Consider the following 18,201-nt stretch of genomic DNA (forward strand, 5'->3'; position numbering starts at 1 on the left):
TCCGCTCCGTGGCGGATCATTGCGAAAAGCTGCCGCTTCGCCATCCGGAATGGATGTCAGGACAGTCCGCCCGGTCCGCCTCGAAGCAGTGGTTATGGGAATGGCTCATATCCAACACTCTTCCAGATTTAGATGACAACACGTTCTTCAACCGATAATAAAATGTAATGGGGAGCACACGTGACACGCCTCTATTTGTGCCTCCCCATGAAAATGTTGGACCATGGGGAGTCTAATGGGGCACGACGCGGATATTGCCGAACAGTTCGAGAAGCACCTCAACAGTCCGAAGCAGACTTGGCTTCTCGGGGCAGGCGTCAGCTACCCAGCCAATATTCCCCTGATGTACCCATTGACCGATCGAGTTATGGAACTGGCGCGAAACGACCTGTTCGCGGCTGATGCCGACGCCATTCGCGTTCTGGATTTTGTTATCGGCGATTGCTCTGAGACCTCGCACATCGAGCATCATCTAACCCACCTTGGGGATCTCATATCCATTGCTGAGCGGTCGCGGACCGGCGGTGTAGATATTGGCGGAGCGCGTGTTTCGAGGGAGAAGCTTGAAGAAGTTCATAGAGGCCTGATCGAACAAATCGCCTCGACCGTAAGATGGGGATATCAGGCAGCACGCAAAAACGGCCAGGGAGAGGTTGTTACCGAGGCACAAATAGGCAGCCAGAGTAAGGCCATCGTGGATATCTCGGGGCATCAGAAATTTGTAGAAGCCGTTTTCGGCACCAGTCGCGCCGGTCTCGACTTTGTCCGAGCGCCCGTGGAGTTCTTCACCACCAACTACGATACGCTACTCGAGGACGCCCTCGCGTTGGCTGGGATAGAATTCCAAGATGGATTCATCGGAGGTGGCGTCGCGTTCTGGAATGTTCAGAACTACGCGAACCAGACCGGGACTCGCGCTGTGGTTTCCAAACTGCATGGCTCAATCGACTGGTATAGACCGCATTCCGGCAAAACGAACTTGCTGCGAGTTAGGCATGGGGACACCTATCCAGGCCCTAGCGGCTCAGTCATGATTTATCCGCAAGCCACCAAATATCTGAATACGCAGCGTGATCCTTTCGCCGAAATTTTTCAGAGATTTAGGCGGCGGCTGTCTCAAGGTAACGATCACGTCCTTCTCGTTTGCGGCTACTCGTTCGGAGATGATCACATTAACGCCGAGATCGAAATTGCCATGTCTTCTTCGAGAAATCAGCTAACTGTCATTGCCTTCAATGACGAGCCGAACGGCGAACTGCCTCCAACTCTGAAGGATTGGCAGACTAAAGCTTGGAGCCAGCGGCTTTTCGTGGCAAGCCCCAAGGGAATTTACCAGGGATCAATCGGACCAGTCTTTTCCGTTGACGACGGCAATAGGGATTGGTGGACGTTCGATGGAGCCTCAACCCTTCTTGCCAGTGGACTCCCAAAGGACATCCAGGAGGCAATGGCATGAGCGCATTCCTCCTAGATTCCGATTTGGAGATTGGTACGGTCTTCGAAGTTGCTGGCAACGCCATAAAAGTCGCGCTCAAGCGCGACATAACCGAACTTACGAGGAGCCACAGCGGCCGCGTTTATGACGTTGGCCAAATTGGCAGCATTGTAAAAATGCACCTTGGGCGCAGAATTCTGTTCGCCACCGTCAGGCTCTTACGGCTCCAATCTGATGAAGAAGCAGCGGCGCTCTCATCAACTCAGGGCAAGCCTTTCGATCAAGATCGCAGGGTAATAGAAGCCGATATGCTTGGCGAAGCTTGGTTTAATGCCGCAGAGAACGAGTTGGCTTTTAAACGTGGGGTTTCGACATACCCTCTGCCGCTTCAGGCAGTACATTTGATAACTAAAGAAGAAACCGACAAGCTTTTTGCCAGTGCAGAACGGGCCTCGGACGATGGAGCAGACCGGCTCGTGCCCATCGGCTCTTATGTAGGTGCAACGCGCGTGCCTTGTCGCGCGAACATGGACAAGCTTTTCGGTCATCATTGCGCAATTCTTGGCTCTACGGGGTCTGGCAAATCGAGCGCCGTCGCAGCCGTTATCCACTCTATTTTAGAGCATCAATGCCGACCGGAGCAGGGCACTCGACCTTGTATCATTCTGATCGACCCGCACGGGGAGTATGCTTCAGCGTTTGGCAACCGGGCCAAAGTTTTTCGAGCATATGATGCGCTAGGGAATAACGCCGATGATGTTTCCACGCTGAAACTACCTTACTGGCTCATGTCTAGCGATGAATTCCGCTCGCTTGTGATCGGCAAAACGGAGTTCGAAGCCACGTCTCAGGCAAACACTGTCTATAAGGCGCTTGCTCACGCACGAATGGTAGGTGCGGGGCTTGCTCGCAGCGCAGCTGGCGGAATCCCTGGAGATCTTCCGGCTGGACAACATCCGGAACAGCCTATGCCAATGGCCGGAGTGAACGAAGATCAGCTCGTCTCGTTTGACCGGGATAAGCCTCGTCCCTTCACCCTCTCTGAATTCGAAACCCATATTAGGGAGCGTCAGGCCAAGCGTAACGGTCCCAACTGGACCGACGTGACGGCTTCGGATTTCCAAAAAGACTACGCGTCGATACTAAACAAGTTTCGCGTGCTCAGGACTGACCCGCGCGTTCGGTTCCTCATGGAAGAGCATGGGCCAGACGCGCCGAGCCTTTCCGACGTCTTGTCTCAATTCCTCAATGTAGAGGGAGCAGACGACGCCTGCTTGAAGATCATAGACATTTCAGGATTGCCCAATGAAGTGGCTGGACCACTCACGGGTGCAATCGCGCGCCTGCTGTTTCAATACAAACTTCATCAGACACGAGAAGAGCGCGAGCGAGATCCGGTACTGTTCGTTTGCGAGGAGGCGCATCGTTACGTCCCAAATCGTGGTGACGCTCAGTATGAAGTGGCGCAAACCGCCGTGCGGAGACTCGCGCGTGAAGGGCGCAAATACGGTCTAGGTCTTATGCTTGTTTCGCAACGGCCATCCGACATCGAAGATACGGTCATATCTCAGTGCAACTCATGGATTGTGTTGCGCCTCGCTAATAGCACCGACCAAGAACATGTCTCCCGCATCCTGCCGGATAGCTTGGCGGGTATGACAAAAATGCTCTCTTCGCTGCCCAGACAAGAGGCGCTTTTCGTTGGTGAGGCGGCGGCGATTTTCTCCAGGATAAGGTTGCGAACCCTAAGTCGTGATCAATTGCCTAATTCACACGATATCTCTTTTGCTGAAGGTTGGTCTTCTGAAGGCACGAGAGCCGAAGCACTAACGACAGTTGTAGGAAGAATGACGGCCTTTTGAGGAAAGCGCACCCAGTTTGGGCGTGCCGTTGAACAAAGCTTCGGTACGCGGAATGATTTTGCCAAGCGCAATCTCGATTTCGTGTTCAATGGCCGCATGAAAGGAGATGACTTTAATCGCCGAGGTTTCAGGCATTTCACCAACCTCCAGAACGCGAAGGATACTCGCGATTTCGTCGTAATCAATGTTTGCCCCGTGCACTGTTGATCGTTTTCAACGCCGTGCGACTACGCGACGCCAGTCCGATAGATCATGCGGCAAACCGACTTCTGACGTGTCGAGGCCGGCAGAATTTGAAAAGCAATGGTCGCCGACCAAATCGTCATGCGCAGCGATAGGCGAATGATAGCTTCCTAAGTCTTCATCTTCAAACATCGCGGACCAGCGGCCATTGGGCCGCGCAACTATAGAAAATCGGCCCCAACGCGTTTGATGCACATATGCAACAACCATTTCCATGTAATATCCTCCCCATCCTAAGTAGATCGTAGCCGTTTTGTGTTCGGTCTAGCAACATATCACAGCATTAACCGTAGTAGTTATGAATAACCTTCATCTTGACCCTGCGAATCTATGGTTACTTTCTTTACTACCCGCCAGCATGCGAGCAAACTGAAGTCGGCCAGCCTCGTGCATACGGATGGACAAGCGGACGTTCCGCACCCGAGAAAGAAAAATCGGCTGATGAATGCCTGAAGGGGGGTCAGCTCCCGCCGGCAGTCGAGTGCCGCGTCGTGGGACATTCCTGCCCTTCCAGTTGGCTTGTCGAACGTCGGCTCCTGTGAGGAGCCGACGTCAGCTTGTCTCAGTCGAACGGCTTTGGTTGAGCGCGAACAGGCGGGCGAGGATTTCGTCATCGTCCAGCCGCCCCGCGCGCCAGTCGTCTCCCCAGCCATAGGCGTCGGCGACGGCCGCATCGAGCGCGGCATGGGCGTTCGCCAGCCATTGCGGACGGACGTTGTAAAGGTTGGTCAGCGTGCGTTTCTTCAATTCCTTCGCCGCCGCCTCGTCCCTGGGCAGGATGCGGTCGGGATAGCCCGGCACCACTTCGCGCTCGCGCACCACCAGATCGGCGGGGTTGAGCCAGTTCTCGCGCAGTTCATTCAGCCGCGCCGCTGCGGCGGCGATGGCCAGCGCGCGGCGATCGTCGGCATAGTCGGCAGCGGGGATGTTCGGAGTCAGGCCTTCGGGGAAAGGGAAAGTCAGATAGACGAAGGAGGCATTGTACCGGCGCTGATTGCCAGCGCCGATCCGATTACCGAAATACGTGCACCACACCTCGTGAAATGTGCTCTGCAAGACCCCAAAGCCAGTCAGGCCCGCGTGTGGAAAAGCGTAGAGACTCTTGTCGGGAATTAGTGATGCGGAAAGAAACCTGAACAAGCGATACTCGGTGGTCTCGGCTGTGGCTAAGTAGGAATCAACGGTCTTCAAGGCCGCCCGCATGCCCTCCCTTGACCTGTGGGCCTCCCACCATTTTGGATTTTGGCCAACGGTCGCCTTCCTGTACTCTGGAAAGTTAACCAACTCTCCATCGCGATGAGGGTCGTAAACTGCCTTTCGAAGATGCTCGAAGGGTGCTTCAAACTCGCTGGCCTCGCTCTCACTCAGCCCTTTAGGAAAGTCGATCAAGAACTCTTCCGTGGGGCGCCCAACAATATCTTCCGTAGATGCGTATGCGGAAACAACATCGGAGTTGGGTTTTCCGTTTGGGTTGAGGGGCGCGATAAGCCAATCGATTGCTTGCGCGCGATCAACCGACAACGGCCCACTCTGCTGAACGCCGATGAAGACGGAATTTGCGTTCTCGCGAAGTTTTGCGACGGAACTCGTGTCCTGACCGGAGGTGAGGTTCGGATTGATCTGCTCGACTTCCCGCCCGTTAAGGCGAAGGCAGGGTGTAGGCTCGTCCTTTTGAGCGAAGCAAACGAGGGAGACCCTGACCGCCGCTCCATCGACGACCCACGGCTCATTTTGCCATGCTTCATAGATATTTGCGTCCTCTGCCAGCTTCTGAAGGACTGGTAAGTTCACATTCTTGGCAATTGCCTTGGTTGATACAAACCCACTGCGACTAACAATCCCTTCGGCGAGCATCGACCTCGATTTCTCGAACCAGTAACAGACGAGATCGGAAAATGCGGAGATTCTGCCGGAGTAGACATCCCGGATTACCCTCGTAGCGTCCTCTCCCATCGTGCGCTTCATACTCTTTCCGCCCAAGAAAGGCGGGTTTCCAACTATCACTGTGGCGATCGGCCAGCGCGCTTCCTGCCACTCGTTTCTTCCCTCATCGAAGAATACCAGCGCATCCCGACACTCGATCGTATCCAGCGGGCGCAGAATCGGGTTCTTCGCCGCCTCAAAACCATTGCGCCGCATCCACTGGATTTCGCCGATCCACACGCTGACCCGCGCGAGTTCGGCGGCGTAGGGATTGAGTTCGATCCCCAGCATGCATTCCGGCCCGACGCGCGGGAAGCCGCGGGGCAGGCCCAGCGCCTCGGCATCGAGATTGGCGCGATGTTCGATATCCTTCAGCGCCTTAAGCGCGACATAGAGGAAGTTGCCCGATCCGCAGGCGGGGTCGAGCACGCGAAAATTCGCCAGCCGTTCGATGAAGGCGGAGTGGATCGCCGCCGCCTCGGCCAGCATTCGCGTCGCCCGACCGCGTTCCGCCGGCTTCAGCAGCTTTTCGGCGGTGCGTTTGGGCGCGTTTTCCACCAGCGCGGTCATCTTCGCCAGCGCCTCGGCCCATTCTGCCTCCAGCGGCTCAATGATCACCGGGCGGATAATCATCATGATCTTGTCACGATCGGTATAATGCGCACCCAGTTGGCTGCGCTTGGCGGGATCGAGCCCGCGTTCGAACAGCGTGCCCAGGATCGATGGATCGATCTGGCTCCAGTCGCGCCGCGCGGCAGCGAGCAACTGGTCGATGTCCTCGCTTTCGACCGGCAGCACGCTGGCGTCGGTGAACAGCCCGCCGTTGAACCAGTCGATCGGCGTGAAATCGATGTCCCCGCCCTCCGCCATCGCGCCGAACAGCTTGGCGGCATTGCCCTCGAACCGCTCGGGTCGCACCCGGCTGGCGGTCAGCATCTTCGTGAACAGATTGTCGGGCAGGAGACCGACATCCTCAGCGAACATGCAGAAGACAAGCTGGTTGACGAAATGGGCCACCCGGTGCGGCTCGTGCCCCCGGTCGCGCAGCCGCTGCGCGATGCCAGCGAATTCGCGCGCGGTCTCCTCGGTCAGTTCCTGGCGCGACTTGGCGGGCCTGAACTGTTCGGGATCGAGGAAGGCGGCCTTCAGCCGATCGCGCACCGCGCCGTCGGTCAGGTCGTCCAGCGCGATCTCGTGCGTTTCCTGGACGCTGTTGGTCCAGTTGGTGCGGATCACGATCCGGTTCATGTCGGATACGATCAGCAGCGGCGGATTTTCCAGCGCCACCGAATATTGCAGCAACTGGGCATAGGCCTTGTCGAGATTGGCGTGCCGGCCCTTATATTCCCAGCCGAAGCATTCGCGGCGCCAGACATCGGCCCAGCCGTTGCCGCCGCTTGTTTTGTTCGCGCCCTTTTCGAAAGTGAACCACTCGCCCTTGGGATCGGCCGAGACCGGATCGAGGATGCCGAGCAGCGCGCACAGATCGTTGAAATGGCTCTGCGACGCGGACCGCTCCTTCAGCTCGACGTTGCGCCATTTCTTAAGAAAATCTTGCGGTTTCATGCGCCCCCGGAAACAAGTGGTTGGGCCCGCGTCAATTTTGCTCAGCCACGGCTCTTTAGTAGCGAATCAACGCGATGGAGCAATCACCAAGAGTGCGCTGCTGCGTGACACCCTCATATGACACCAGCGGCAGGTTCCCGCCGGATGCTGCCATCCAACGGCCGCCGGAGAACGGCTGCACCTGGTCGCAAGCTGCCCAAGCTGAGTATGCGAGAGAGGCCCCGGTTAAGGTTGAAAAGCATGCCCGCGAATCACGACTGCCATTCACATTCGGGAATCGAACCTATATAAATTAACACCTTGATGGTGCGATTGATGGATATAGCTTATTCGAATTCGATCTTATCATTTTAATACAACATCATACGTCAATAATTCGATTCCGGCTCGTCCCGTCAGGCGATCAACCGCCATCCCACCACCACCAACACCGCCGCCAGCAAGGGCTGAAGGACGCGGTCCGACGTGCGCGTCGCCAGCAGAGACCCGATCACGATGCCCGGCAGCGATCCGGCCAGCAGGTTGACCAGCAGCACGGGGTTGACGTTGCCGATCCACAAATGGCCAAGCCCGGCCACCAGGGTCAGGGGCACGGCATGGACGATGTCGGTCGCCACCAGCCGCTGCATCCGCATGCGCAGCGGGTAGAGCGCCAGCAGCAGCGTCGCCCCGATCGCCCCTGCCCCGACCGAAGTCAGCGTCACCATCGCGCCCAGCAACGCCCCCGCCAGCACGGTCAATGCCGGCTGCCAGCGGGTAAAGCGGTCGGCCGTGCCGACCCGGCGGGCCAGCGCCCATTGATGGAACCGCCCGCGCAGCAAGGTCGCGACCGCCGTGCCGATCAGCACCACGCCCAGCGCGCCCGTGATCACGCCGGTCTTGATCTGCCCCAGATGCATCTGCGACAGGATCGCCAGGACGATCAGCGATGCGGGAATGCTGCCGATCATCAGGCGCTTTACCACATCATAGTCCGGGCCGCCCTCCGCGCCGCCCTGATGGTGGTGCACCGCGCCCCCGACCGCCTTGGTGATCGATGCGAACCACAGGTCGGTGCCGACCGCCGTGGTGGGCGCGACGCCGAACAGCAGGATCAGGATCGGCGCCATCAGCGATCCACCCCCCACGCCGGTCATGCCAACCATCAGGCCGACAAAAAGGCCCGCGATCGCGTGCAACCAATCCATATTCCGCCCCAAACTCATTACGTCGTGAAATCGACCGACGTGTAAGGCCGAAAAACCATGCCAGCCAGCCCCCTTTTGGATTGGAAATTTATCGTCGCCAAAACAAATGCTGTTGAATGCATGAATGGCGCGATCCCCTCGACTTTCCGCGCCCGCCTCGTCTAAAGACCATTGGACAATGCGCCTTCATGGTGCATGGCGTCGCCGGCCCTTTTCGCCTCCCGGCCACCCAGCGGCATCCTGATATGAGCGGGTGGGAGGGGCAGAGAACCGGCACCGCATCGAAATTGGCTCTTTCGCGCATTTCCAAACAGGCTCTAAAGACAGGGGCATGATGAAGCTGTTCATTGGCAACAAGGCCTATTCGAGCTGGTCGCTGCGCGGCTGGCTGGCGTGCAAGCTGTCCGGCCTTCCCTTCGAGGAAGTGGTCGTGCCGCTTTATGACGAGGCATGGGAGAAGCGGCGCGAAGGCGACGAATTCGCGCCCTCTTCCGGCAAGGTGCCCATATTGTGGGACGGCGATGACATCGTCGTGTGGGACAGCCTGGCGATCGTCGAATATCTGAACGAAAAGTCGGGCGGCGACAGGTTCTGGCCGGCCGATACCGCCGCGCGGGCCATGGCCCGTTCGATGGCGGCGGAAATGCATTCAAGCTTCGCCGCGTTGCGCCGCGAGCACAGCATGAACATCCGCCAGATCTATGCCCCCGTCCCGCCGTCCGAAGCGGTGACTCAGGACATAGCCCGCATCATGCAGCTCTGGGCGCAGGCCCGCGCCCGCCATGGCGGCGAGGGAGAATTTCTGTTCGGAGACTTCAGTGCGGTCGATGTGATGTTCGCGCCGGTCGTGACGCGCTTCATCACCTATCAACTGCCCGTGCCGCGCTTTGCGGAGGCTTATATGCGCGCGGTCATCAACCATCCCTGGATGCAGGAATGGATCGGCGGCGCCCAGGCGGAAGAATGGGTGATCGACAAGTTCGAAACACCGCCGCAATTGGGGTGAGGCCGGTTTTGGCCAATCCAAGACATTCCCCTCCCACAGGCGGGAGGGGTTAGGGGTGGGTGCGAGCGCAGCGAGCTTCCAGCTTAGCCGTTGAAAATTCACGCTGATGTCGTGCCAGCCCACCCCCTAGCCCCCTCCCGCCTGCGGGAGGGGGAATGGCAGGAATCCACCCAAGCCGGGCTTTTAGAGCTAAAGGCGTCCCAGAACGCGCGCTGTTTCCACGAATTCCTCGACGCTGACGGTTTCCGCGCGGCGTTGCGGGTCTATGCCGACCGCCTCCAGCGCTTCCAGGGCGCCGGGCAGGCCCTTGAGGCTCTGGCGCAGCATCTTGCGGCGCTGGCCGAAGGCGGCGGCGGTGAGGCGTTCGAGATGCTTCAACTGCACGCCTTCGGGGGCGGGTTTGGGCGTGATATGGACGACCGCCGACATGACCTTGGGCGGGGGCGTGAAGGCGCTGCGGTGGACCTTCATCGCGATGCGGGCGTCGCTGCGCCATTGGGACAGCACGGCGAGGCGGCCATAATGATCGCCATTGGGTTTCGCCACGATCCGCTCTGCAACCTCCATCTGGAACATGAGCGTCAGGCTCGACCACCAGGGGAGTGGAGACCAGTCGGTGGAAAGCCAGCCGATGAGGAGGGCGGTGCCGACATTATAGGGCAGGTTGGCGATGATATGCGCGCCTTCGCCTGCTTCGGCGCGGGCGTCGACCGCCATCGCGTCGCCGGAAATCACCCGGAACTGGCCCGGAAAGGCCTCCGACAGTTCGGAAAGCGCGGGCAGGCAGCGCCGGTCGCGCTCGACCGCCACCAGCCTTGCCCCGGCGCGCAGGATCGCGCGGGTCAGGCCGCCGGGACCGGGGCCGACCTCGAAGGCGGGCTGATCCTCAAGCGGGCCGGGGATGGCCGCGATCCGGTCCAGCAACTGTTCGTCCAGCAGGAAATTCTGGCCGAGCGCCTTGCTCGCCTGCAATCCGTGGGCGGCGATGACGTCGCGCAGCGGTGGGAGCTTGGGCGGCGGGAGCTTGGAGCGGGTATCGGCGGCCATGAGCCTCAGCAGCCGGGGGTCAGCCGGGCGCGTGTCGCTTCGGCGGCCATCCTGATCGCGGCCATCATCGCGCTGGGATTGGCGCTGTCCTTGCCCGCAATGCCGAAGGCGGTGCCATGGTCGGGCGAGGTGCGCACGATGGGAAGGCCAAGGGTGATGTTCACCCCCTCGTCGAAATTCAGCGTCTTGATGGGGATCAGCGCCTGATCGTGATACATGCAGAGCGCCGCGTCATAGGTTTCGCGGGCGCGGCTGTGGAACAGGGCGTCGGCGGCGAGCGGCCCCTGAATGTCGTAGCCTTCCGCCTGGAGCGACTCCACGGCGGGGCGGATGACGTCGATCTCCTCCCGCCCCAGCGCCCCGCCCTCGCCCGCATGCGGATTGAGGCCCGCGACGACCAGACGGGGACGGCCGATGCCGAAATTGCGCTGAAGCCCCTTTGCCGTGGTGATGGCGCGGGCGCGGATCAGGTCGACCGTGAGCACGGACGACACCTCTGCCAGGGGGATGTGGATGGTGATCGGCACGACCTTCAGCGACGGCCCCGCCAGCATCATCACGGCGTTGTGGGGCGCGACGCCGCAGCGTTCCGCGATGAATTCGGTCTGTCCCGGATGGGTGAAGCCGACGCCGTAGAGCTGTTCCTTGCCCACCGGGGCAGTGACGATCCCGGCCGCCGAACCGCTGCGGGCGAGGCCGACCGCGACCTCCAGCGCCTGAAAGGCCGTGCGCGCGCCATCCATGCTGGGCGTGCCGGGCGTGATCTCGCCCGCCTCCGCCACCTGCAGGCATGGCAGGGCCTTGTCGAAGACCTCCACCGCTTCCTCCGGCGTGCTGACCGGCTCGACCGGGCCGAGCCAGACGGCGCGCAGGGACGCGGCGTCGCCCACGGCGAAAAAGGGCGACAGGCCCCGCGCCTCTCGCATGACCCAGCTTTTGGCGACGATTTCCGGCCCGATTCCCGCCGGATCACCGAGCGACACGGCGAATGGCGGCATATCCGCCGGATCAGTTATAGTCGATAACGGCATCGCGGCGGAGATCGCGCAGATAGATGCGGGCGCGCTTGTTGACCCGTTCTTCCTCCAACTGCGCCATGATCTGTTCGGCATTGGGCGCGGCGGCGGAGGAGGCTTCGTCACGGCCGCAGACGACCAGCACGCGCACGCCGTCGTTGATCGAGCCGAAGGGCGGCGTCGCCTCACCGACCTGGAGGTTCAGGAGGATGTCCTGCAATTGCGGGGGCAGGTCGCGCAGCTTCACATTGTCGTTGTCGACCACGTCGGCGCCGATCTTGCCGCCCAGTTCATTGGCCTGGCCGCAGCCCTTGATCGTCTTGACCTGCGCGGCGAACGCGGCCGCCCTGGTGCTCGCCTGTTCCTTGGTCGTGCCGGCGGGGAAGCTGACGGAGAGCTGCTTGAGGCTGAGCAGCGCATCGCGCGGATCGGCGGTCAGCACCTTGCGCTTGTCCATGACATAGATGATCGAGACGCCGCCCGGCACGCCGATGGGGCCGGCGATCTGGCCGACCTGCATTTCGGCCGCCGCCTGCGCCAGTTCGTCGGGCAGCTGGACAGGGCGGACCCAGCCCAGATCGCCGCCGACCGCCGCCGTGGAGGCTTCGGAAAATTGCCGCGCATAGGCGGCGAAGCTGCCGCCCTGCTTGATCTGTTCGATGATGTTGCGGGCGTTCGCGACGATCTGCTGCTGGTTTTCCGGCGTGGCCGACAGGTAGATCTCGCCGATGCGGAACTCGTCGCTGCCCTTGGCCGCGTTCATGCGGTCGACCACCGACTTCACCTCGTCCTCCGACACGTTGACGAAGGGCTGGATGTTGCGGCGGAGCAGGCGGCTCCAGGCCAGCTCGCCCTCGATCTGGCGCCTGATGCTGGCGGCGGAGCTGCCCTGCTGGCGCAGATATTGGTCGAACTGGGCGGGGGACTGGCGGAAATTGGCCGCGACCCGCTCATAGCTCTGGTCGATCTCGGCCTTATCCACCTTGATGTCGTTGGCGGCGGCTTCCTGGATCTGGAGCGTCTCGTCGATCAGGTTGCGCAGCACCTGGACGCGCAGCCTTTCCTTTTCCTCGTCCGACACCTTGCCGCCATTGGCCGTGATGATGAGGGCCAGCCGCTGGTCGACGTCCGTGCCGGTGATGATCCGGCCGTTGACGATGGCCGTCGCCTTGCGGACATTGGGGTCGCTCTTGCCGAAGACGGTCACATCCCTGGGCAGGTTGAGCTGTTGCGTGGCGACATTGTCATCGTCGGCGACCGTCTGGGCCAGGCTTCCGCTGACGCCGGTAGCCAGCAGCGCCGAGGACAGAAGCACGGTCCGCAGGCCCCTGTAGGCCGTGCTGCCAATGCGGGAAAACGGGGAAACGACAGGCTGCATCGTCGACAAAACTCTCCAATCGGTTCGGCACGAGATGCGCCGATCCGCCTTAACCGACCCTGAGCAGGAAGCGGGAAGGCTGATCCTTATATGCCAATATTGCGAAAAGCCAGCCGAAGCTGGAAGCTGTTGCCCTTTCGTGCGTCGCCCAGCACCTGATAGTCGCGCCGCCAGGTGACGCCGAGCGTCAGGCAATCGTCCTCATAGGCTATCCCCAGACGATGGCGCACGGGTTCATAGCCGTCCGCGACGGACAGCGGATCTTCCTTCGTGTCGGTCAGGTCGATGACGGTCGAGCCGAAGACCGACCAGAAGCGCGCGAACTGGACGCGACCGCCCAGCCGCAGTTCCTCGCGGTCCTGCAAATCCTCCAGATTGAGGTTCGCATCGCGGTTGAGGCGCAGATAGCCGACCGTCGCATAGGTCTTGCGGCTGCCGATGGTGGCGTCGATCTCGTTGCGGCGGACCGACAGATTGTCCTTGTCCAGCCGGAAGCGGTGGGTGAAGCTGATGAAATCCTTGTAGCGGACGGTGGTGCGCCCGACGACGTCGGACAGGCGGTCCGACAGGCCGGTTCCTTCCGGCAGGATGCTCTCTCGCTTGTCGAGGCGGTAGCTTTGCCCCACCACGCTTTCCAGCGAGAAGTCCGGAAGCGACAGGCTATATTCCATGCCATAGGTGACGCGGGTCGAATCCTCGAACCGGTCATATCCGGAAAAGCGGTTGAGCGCGAAGAGGTTGCTGTCCTCCAGGTCGATGGCGCGCGCATCCTCATTGGGGACGGAGAGATTGGCGATCTTGGGCGCGGCGACGATCTGGACGCGGGGGGCGATGCGCTGCACGCCGCCGAACGCCTCGCCCATGAAGGGCCAGCGCATGTCGATGGCCGCCGCCGCGATGCCGCGCGCCTTCCAGCCCGGATCGCCGGCATAGCTGACGATGCTGTTCATCAGATTGTCGCTGCTGTGATAGACGTCGCCGCGCAAATAGGTGGTGAAGGTCAGTTCCTGACCCATCGGCGTCAGCTTGCGCAGGTTCCATTCGAAGGCGGCAAAGGCGCGCTGCGTGTCCTGGCCATGGGTGCGGGTGATGGCCAGGCTGTTCGCCTGGAACTGCGCCACGCCGCCCAGCAGCGGGTCCTTCATCCGCAGGCGATAGTCGATGACGGGCAGCGCAATCGGCATCTGCCCCTGCGAATCGCCGGTGCGCAGCGTCTGCACCGCCCAGCCGGCGATGGAGAAATAGCTGTTCTCCCCGATTCGCTGGGCGTTGAGCGTAGAACGCAGCCGGTCGTCCCGGCTGATGTCGTAGCGGCGCAGGAAGGTGCGGTCGGTCGCGGCGCGGATCGACCCGCCGATGCTCCATTCCGGCGTCAGTTGCAGCGCGCCGCTGGCGTCGAGATAGCCGCGGAAATCCCTTTCCGATCCCGCCGGGGCGGTGGAAGAGGCATTGCCGGTGGCGACGCGGCTGCCATAGGTCGCATAGCCGGTGATCTGGTAGGCGCCCCGGTCCCATAAGTGGCGGTAGTTGGTCTCCAGCATCGGCAGCGTGTCGGTATAGACATGCGGCGTGACGGTGAGGTCGCGATTGGGCGCCAGCTTCAGATAATAGGGCAGCGCGACCTCGAACCCGTTGGTGCGGTCGTAGCGAAGATTGGGCACCAGCAGGCCGCTGCCGCCATTGTCGCCCACCGGATGGGAGAAGCCGGGCAGCGGGATCAGCGGCAGGCCGAACAGTTCCACGCTGGCATTGGTATATTTGACGCGGGCCTTGACCGGGTCATAGACGACCCTGACCGCCTTGATCTGCCAGGTAGGCTCCTTGGGGCAGCCCTCATGATCCTCCACCACGCAGCCGGTATAGGCGGCCTTGCGCAGGGTATAGACCCCGTTCACCCGCTGGCCGCTGGCGGCGGCCAGCCGCCCGCCCGATTGCAGCACCAGCAGCATGTTCTGGACCATGCCGTCCTGCAGGGAATCGGTGACGTCGAACCGGTCGCCATAGGCGATATTGCCTTCCGGATCGGTGACGGAGACGTTGCCGTTCGCCTCCACCTTCCCCGTGGTGCGGTTCCAGACGACCTTGTCGGCGCGCAGCCGGTTGCCCTCCCGCAGCAACTGCACATTGCCGCTGGCGGTCACGACCTCGCTGTTGCTGTCATATTCCAGCGCATCGGCGGCGAAGCCGATCTGTTCGTCGCTTTCGGGCACGGGGGCGTCGGGCGCGCTGATCGTCGCCTGCGGTTCCTGGAGTTGCTGGGCCGTGGCATGCGGGACGGCGACCAGGCACGGAAAGGCAGCGCCGGCGGCCAGGAGAGGTTTCAAACGCAAGGGAAAAGGGCTGTTCTGCAAAAGGATGGGGCCTCTTTGACGGGGCGCTTTGTTTCCCGCCTATCGCACTGCTTTGTCTGCGCTGCAATCGTCTCCGCCAAGAGTTTTGCGGGAAAATCAGTCGAACGGCTTTGCCAGACAGGGTAAGCCGCACTATCTGGCCATAGAGATACAAGCCTTGCAGGAAATAAAGGACCCTAGATGGAAATCGCGTTCAGCCCCGTCCGTCCCGAAGCCGATACGCTGGCCTTCGCCGTGCCGAAGGGCGGTTTCGACGCCTTGCCCCTGAGCGCCGCGCCCGTGTTGGCGGCGGGCGCCGCCGCGGCGCGCTTCACGGGCGAAGCGGGGTCGAGCTTCGAGAGCTTCGTGGAGGAAGGCGGCAGGGTGCTGCGCGTGGTGCTGGTCGGCACCGGCGGGGGCAGCGATGCCGATTATGAGCGCGCGGGCAGCGCGCTGACGGCGCGCCTGTCGACCAGCGGCGCGACCCATGCGGCGGTCGAATTCTTCGGCGGCGCGAGCGGGGACAAGGCGGCGGCGCTGGCCTTCGGCGCGTCGCTGCGCGGCTGGCGGATCGACACCTATCGCACGCGGCAGGCGGAAAAGGCCAAGCCGACGCTCAAGCGGATCACGCTGGTTTCGAGCGACGCCGGGGCGGCCTGGGAAAGCCGGTCCGCGGTCGCGGCGGGCGTGGCCTTCACCCGCGAGCTGGTGTCGGAACCGGCGAACATCCTCTACCCCGAAAGCTTCGTCGAGCGCTGCAAGCCTCTGGAGGAGCTGGGCGTCAAGATCACCGTGCTGGACAAGACGGCGATGGCGGATCTGGGCATGGGCGCGCTGCTGGGCGTGGCGCAGGGTTCGGTGCGCGAGCCGCGCCTGCTGGCGATGGAATGGGACGGCACGGGTGGCGCGACCGAAAAGCCGCTGGTCTTCGTCGGCAAGGGCGTGACCTTCGACACGGGCGGCATTTCCTTGAAGCCCGGGCCGGGCATGGAAGACATGAAATGGGACATGGGCGGCGCCGGGGCCGTGGCGGGCGCTATCAAGGCGCTGGCAGGGCGCAAGGCGAAGGTGCGCGTCGTCGGCATTTGCGGGCTGGTCGAGAATATGCCGGACGGCAATGCGCAGCGGCCGGGCGACATCGTCACCTCCATGTCCGGGCAGACGATCGAGGTGCTGAACACCGATGCCGAAGGGCGTCTGGTGCTGTGCGACGTCATCACCTGGGCGCAGAAGACCTATGCGCCGGAGGTGATCATCGACCTTGCTACGCTGACCGGGGCGATGATCATCTCGCTCGGCAATGAATATGCGGGCATCTTCTCCAATGACGACGGGCTGGCCGACGATCTGATCGCGGCGGGCAAGGCGGCGGGCGACCAGTTGTGGCGCTTCCCGCTGGGCGACGCCTACAACAAGCTGATCGACAGCCCGATTGCCGACATGAAGAATATCGGGCCGCGCTATGGCGGGTCGATCACGGCGGCGCAGTTCATCAAGCGCTTCGTCGATGAGGGCGTGAAATGGGCGCATCTCGACATTGCGGGCATGGTCTGGGCCGACAAGCCCGGCGCGACATGGGACAAGGGCGCGACCGGCTATGGCGTGCGGCTGCTCGACCGCTATGTCGCGGACAAGTTCGAGAGCTGATCTTTCTTCCCGTTCGGTTTGATTTGGTCCGGACCGAGGGCAAGCATTGTCTGGCTAAAACCCCGCCCCGTTCGGGCTGAGCCTGTCGAAGCCGTTGGCCTCGCCGACCTTCGGTTCGACAAGCCCGGGGCGAACGGTTAGAGCGTGAAGAATGCAAGTCGATTTCTACCAGCTCAGCCGCGATCCGGTGGAACAGGTGCTGCCCGCCATAGCGGGCCGTATCCTGGGCATGGGCGAGCGGCTGCTGGTGGTGGCGCGCGAGCCTGAACGGCTGGAGCGAATCTCCGCCGGGCTGTGGGCGGGGCCGCCGGAAAGCTTCCTGGCGCATGGCCGGGCGGGCGAGGGCGGCGAATCGGTGCAGCCGGTGCTGCTGGCGCAGGATTGCCCAAGCGTCGATCTGACCGCCAATGGGGCACGGCATGTCGCATTGGCCGATGGCCTCTGGCGCGAAGAGGCGCTGGGTTTCGAGCGGGCCTTTTACTTCTTCGACGCGGAAACCGTCGAAGGCGCGCGGGCAAGCTGGCGCGATCTCGCCAAACGCGATGGCGTCACGCCACGATTCTGGCGGCAGGAAGGCCGCAAATGGGTGCAAGGTCCATAAGCATGGGCCAAAAATCAGCCCTCTTGCGATAGGCTGCGGCCCGGTCTAAAGGGCGCGCCAACTTATCCCAACAATTCGGAGCTTTTGAGCCTTATGGCCGTGACCCGCACCTTTTCGATCATCAAGCCCGACGCGACCCGTCGCAACCTGACGGGCGCCGTGACCAAGAAGCTGGAGGAAGCGGGCCTGCGCGTCGTCGCTTCCAAACGCATCCGCATGAGCCGCGAGCAGGCCGAGGGCTTCTACGCCGTGCACAAGGAACGCCCCTTCTTCGCCGATCTGGTCGCGTTCATGATCTCCGGCCCGGTGGTCGTGCAGGTCCTGGAAGGCGAGGACGCCGTGAAGCGCAACCGCGACATCATGGGCGCCACCAACCCCGCCAATGCCGATGAGGGCACCATCCGCAAGGAATATGCCGAATCGATCGAAGCCAATTCGGTCCATGGTTCCGACAGCGAGGAAAATGCCGCGATCGAGATCGCCTATTTCTTCAAGCCGGACGAAATCGTCGGCTGATCCGGCATAGTCGGATTGGAAACGGGCCGGGGGCGACAAGCCTGCCGGCCCTTTTCTTTTGGAATCTTGGGTGGGAACCGGATTTTAAGCCCCTCCCCTTCAGGTTCAAACGTGACCCGCTTGAAGGGTGGGGTGGGGGAGTGCCGTTACAGATCAACTTTCCCCTGCCCCACCCGTCAATCCCCTCTCCTCAAGAGTAGGGGAAAAGCCAACGTGCGCCACTGGCCATTTCCGGACCCCCTTCAAATGATCCAACCCGCCAAACCTGGAACCGGAATGACTTCACCAGGGACCACCCGTAACCCAATCGCCACAGGCCAACCAAAAAGCATCCTATTTTCGACCGAAACATGATTTCGGCCTGTCCTATGCCGCATCCACGGGTCTATCCCGCTTCCTTCCTTGAAACCTCCGGTAAACCACACGCACCCGCCCACGCGCGCG

13 protein-coding genes are annotated in these 18,201 nt (G+C 61.7%); 6 read left to right on the top strand and 7 right to left on the bottom strand.

What is annotated here, in order from left to right:
- The first annotated feature begins 235 nt into the window (after positions 1-235).
- Together EWH10_RS05515 and EWH10_RS05520 are read left to right on the top strand one after the other, a co-directional pair.
- Entirely contained in the window at positions 236-1,456 is a 1,221-nt protein-coding gene (locus tag EWH10_RS05515) for an SIR2 family protein (protein WP_165363319.1), read from the top strand.
- On the top strand, positions 1,453-3,297 hold the full coding sequence (locus EWH10_RS05520) for an ATP-binding protein (protein WP_130029844.1): 1,845 nt from the start codon (positions 1,453-1,455) through the stop codon (positions 3,295-3,297). The genes EWH10_RS05515 and EWH10_RS05520 overlap by 4 nt, the downstream gene beginning before the upstream one ends.
- Here EWH10_RS05520 and EWH10_RS21660 read toward each other — a convergent pair.
- From EWH10_RS21660 to EWH10_RS05535, 3 genes are all read right to left on the bottom strand, one after another.
- Positions 3,262-3,498: a hypothetical protein gene (locus EWH10_RS21660; protein ID WP_165363320.1), complete on the bottom strand. Its 237-nt coding sequence runs from the start codon at positions 3,496-3,498 to the stop codon at positions 3,262-3,264. The two genes, EWH10_RS05520 and EWH10_RS21660, sit on opposite strands and share 36 nt — an antisense overlap.
- Positions 3,499-4,092: 594 nt before the next feature.
- Entirely contained in the window at positions 4,093-7,029 is a 2,937-nt protein-coding gene (locus tag EWH10_RS05530) for a class I SAM-dependent DNA methyltransferase (protein WP_065846493.1), read from the bottom strand.
- A 395-nt stretch (positions 7,030-7,424) separates the two neighbouring features.
- Positions 7,425-8,216, bottom strand: coding sequence for a sulfite exporter TauE/SafE family protein (locus EWH10_RS05535; RefSeq protein ID WP_044661728.1), 792 nt, complete (start codon positions 8,214-8,216; stop codon positions 7,425-7,427).
- Positions 8,217-8,547: 331 nt separating this feature from the next.
- Here EWH10_RS05535 and EWH10_RS05540 point away from each other — a divergent pair, with 331 nt between their 5' ends.
- Complete coding sequence (locus EWH10_RS05540; RefSeq protein WP_025549127.1) at positions 8,548-9,222, top strand: glutathione S-transferase family protein; 675 nt, start codon at positions 8,548-8,550, stop codon at positions 9,220-9,222.
- A 189-nt stretch (positions 9,223-9,411) separates the two neighbouring features.
- Here EWH10_RS05540 and rsmA read toward each other — a convergent pair whose 3' ends face one another.
- From rsmA to EWH10_RS05560, 4 genes are all read right to left on the bottom strand, one after another.
- Entirely contained in the window at positions 9,412-10,269 is an 858-nt protein-coding gene (rsmA, locus tag EWH10_RS05545; RefSeq protein WP_044661727.1) for a 16S rRNA (adenine(1518)-N(6)/adenine(1519)-N(6))-dimethyltransferase RsmA, read from the bottom strand.
- A 5-nt stretch (positions 10,270-10,274) separates the two neighbouring features.
- On the bottom strand, positions 10,275-11,300 hold the full coding sequence (gene pdxA / locus EWH10_RS05550) for a 4-hydroxythreonine-4-phosphate dehydrogenase PdxA (RefSeq protein ID WP_025549697.1): 1,026 nt from the start codon (positions 11,298-11,300) through the stop codon (positions 10,275-10,277).
- Complete coding sequence (locus EWH10_RS05555; protein WP_044661726.1) at positions 11,278-12,663, bottom strand: peptidylprolyl isomerase; 1,386 nt, start codon at positions 12,661-12,663, stop codon at positions 11,278-11,280. Before EWH10_RS05555 ends, pdxA begins: the two co-directional genes overlap by 23 nt.
- A gap of 86 nt (positions 12,664-12,749) precedes the next feature.
- Positions 12,750-15,014 carry an LPS-assembly protein LptD gene (locus tag EWH10_RS05560; RefSeq protein ID WP_044661725.1) on the bottom strand — a complete coding sequence of 755 codons (2,265 nt, stop codon included), beginning with the start codon at positions 15,012-15,014 and terminating at the stop codon, positions 12,750-12,752.
- A 180-nt stretch (positions 15,015-15,194) separates the two neighbouring features.
- On the opposite strand from EWH10_RS05560, the gene EWH10_RS05565 reads away from it, so the two are divergent.
- The 3 genes from EWH10_RS05565 to ndk all read left to right on the top strand — a co-directional run bounded on the left by EWH10_RS05565 (position 15,195) and on the right by ndk (position 17,757).
- The gene (locus EWH10_RS05565) at positions 15,195-16,640 is read left to right on the top strand and encodes a leucyl aminopeptidase (protein WP_044661724.1); all 1,446 of its coding nucleotides are present in this window, start codon (positions 15,195-15,197) and stop codon (positions 16,638-16,640) included.
- A 151-nt stretch (positions 16,641-16,791) separates the two neighbouring features.
- Positions 16,792-17,241 (top strand): DNA polymerase III subunit chi, encoded by a 450-nt coding sequence (locus tag EWH10_RS05570; RefSeq protein ID WP_025549699.1) that lies wholly within the window; start codon positions 16,792-16,794, stop codon positions 17,239-17,241.
- A gap of 93 nt (positions 17,242-17,334) precedes the next feature.
- Positions 17,335-17,757, top strand: coding sequence for a nucleoside-diphosphate kinase (gene ndk / locus EWH10_RS05575; RefSeq protein ID WP_007684133.1), 423 nt, complete (start codon positions 17,335-17,337; stop codon positions 17,755-17,757).
- The last annotated feature ends 444 nt before the right edge of the window (positions 17,758-18,201 follow it).

It is taken from the genome of Sphingobium fuliginis, assembly GCF_004152845.1.
Taxonomy (GTDB): domain Bacteria; phylum Pseudomonadota; class Alphaproteobacteria; order Sphingomonadales; family Sphingomonadaceae; genus Sphingobium; species Sphingobium fuliginis.

Excerpts from the sequence above, each read along its gene's own strand:
- EWH10_RS05515 (WP_165363319.1), top strand. The coding sequence starts at position 236 with ATGGGGCACGACGCGGATATTGCCGAACAGTTCGAGAAGCACCTCAAC.
- EWH10_RS05520 (WP_130029844.1), top strand. The coding sequence starts at position 1,453 with ATGAGCGCATTCCTCCTAGATTCCGATTTGGAGATTGGTACGGTCTTC.
- EWH10_RS05530 (WP_065846493.1), bottom strand. The coding sequence starts at position 7,029 with ATGAAACCGCAAGATTTTCTTAAGAAATGGCGCAACGTCGAGCTGAAG.
- EWH10_RS05535 (WP_044661728.1), bottom strand. The coding sequence starts at position 8,216 with ATGGATTGGTTGCACGCGATCGCGGGCCTTTTTGTCGGCCTGATGGTT.
- EWH10_RS05540 (WP_025549127.1), top strand. The coding sequence starts at position 8,548 with ATGATGAAGCTGTTCATTGGCAACAAGGCCTATTCGAGCTGGTCGCTG.
- rsmA (WP_044661727.1), bottom strand. The coding sequence starts at position 10,269 with ATGGCCGCCGATACCCGCTCCAAGCTCCCGCCGCCCAAGCTCCCACCG.
- pdxA (WP_025549697.1), bottom strand. The coding sequence starts at position 11,300 with ATGCCGTTATCGACTATAACTGATCCGGCGGATATGCCGCCATTCGCC.
- EWH10_RS05555 (WP_044661726.1), bottom strand. The coding sequence starts at position 12,663 with ATGCAGCCTGTCGTTTCCCCGTTTTCCCGCATTGGCAGCACGGCCTAC.
- EWH10_RS05565 (WP_044661724.1), top strand. The coding sequence starts at position 15,195 with ATGGAAATCGCGTTCAGCCCCGTCCGTCCCGAAGCCGATACGCTGGCC.
- EWH10_RS05570 (WP_025549699.1), top strand. The coding sequence starts at position 16,792 with ATGCAAGTCGATTTCTACCAGCTCAGCCGCGATCCGGTGGAACAGGTG.
- ndk (WP_007684133.1), top strand. The coding sequence starts at position 17,335 with ATGGCCGTGACCCGCACCTTTTCGATCATCAAGCCCGACGCGACCCGT.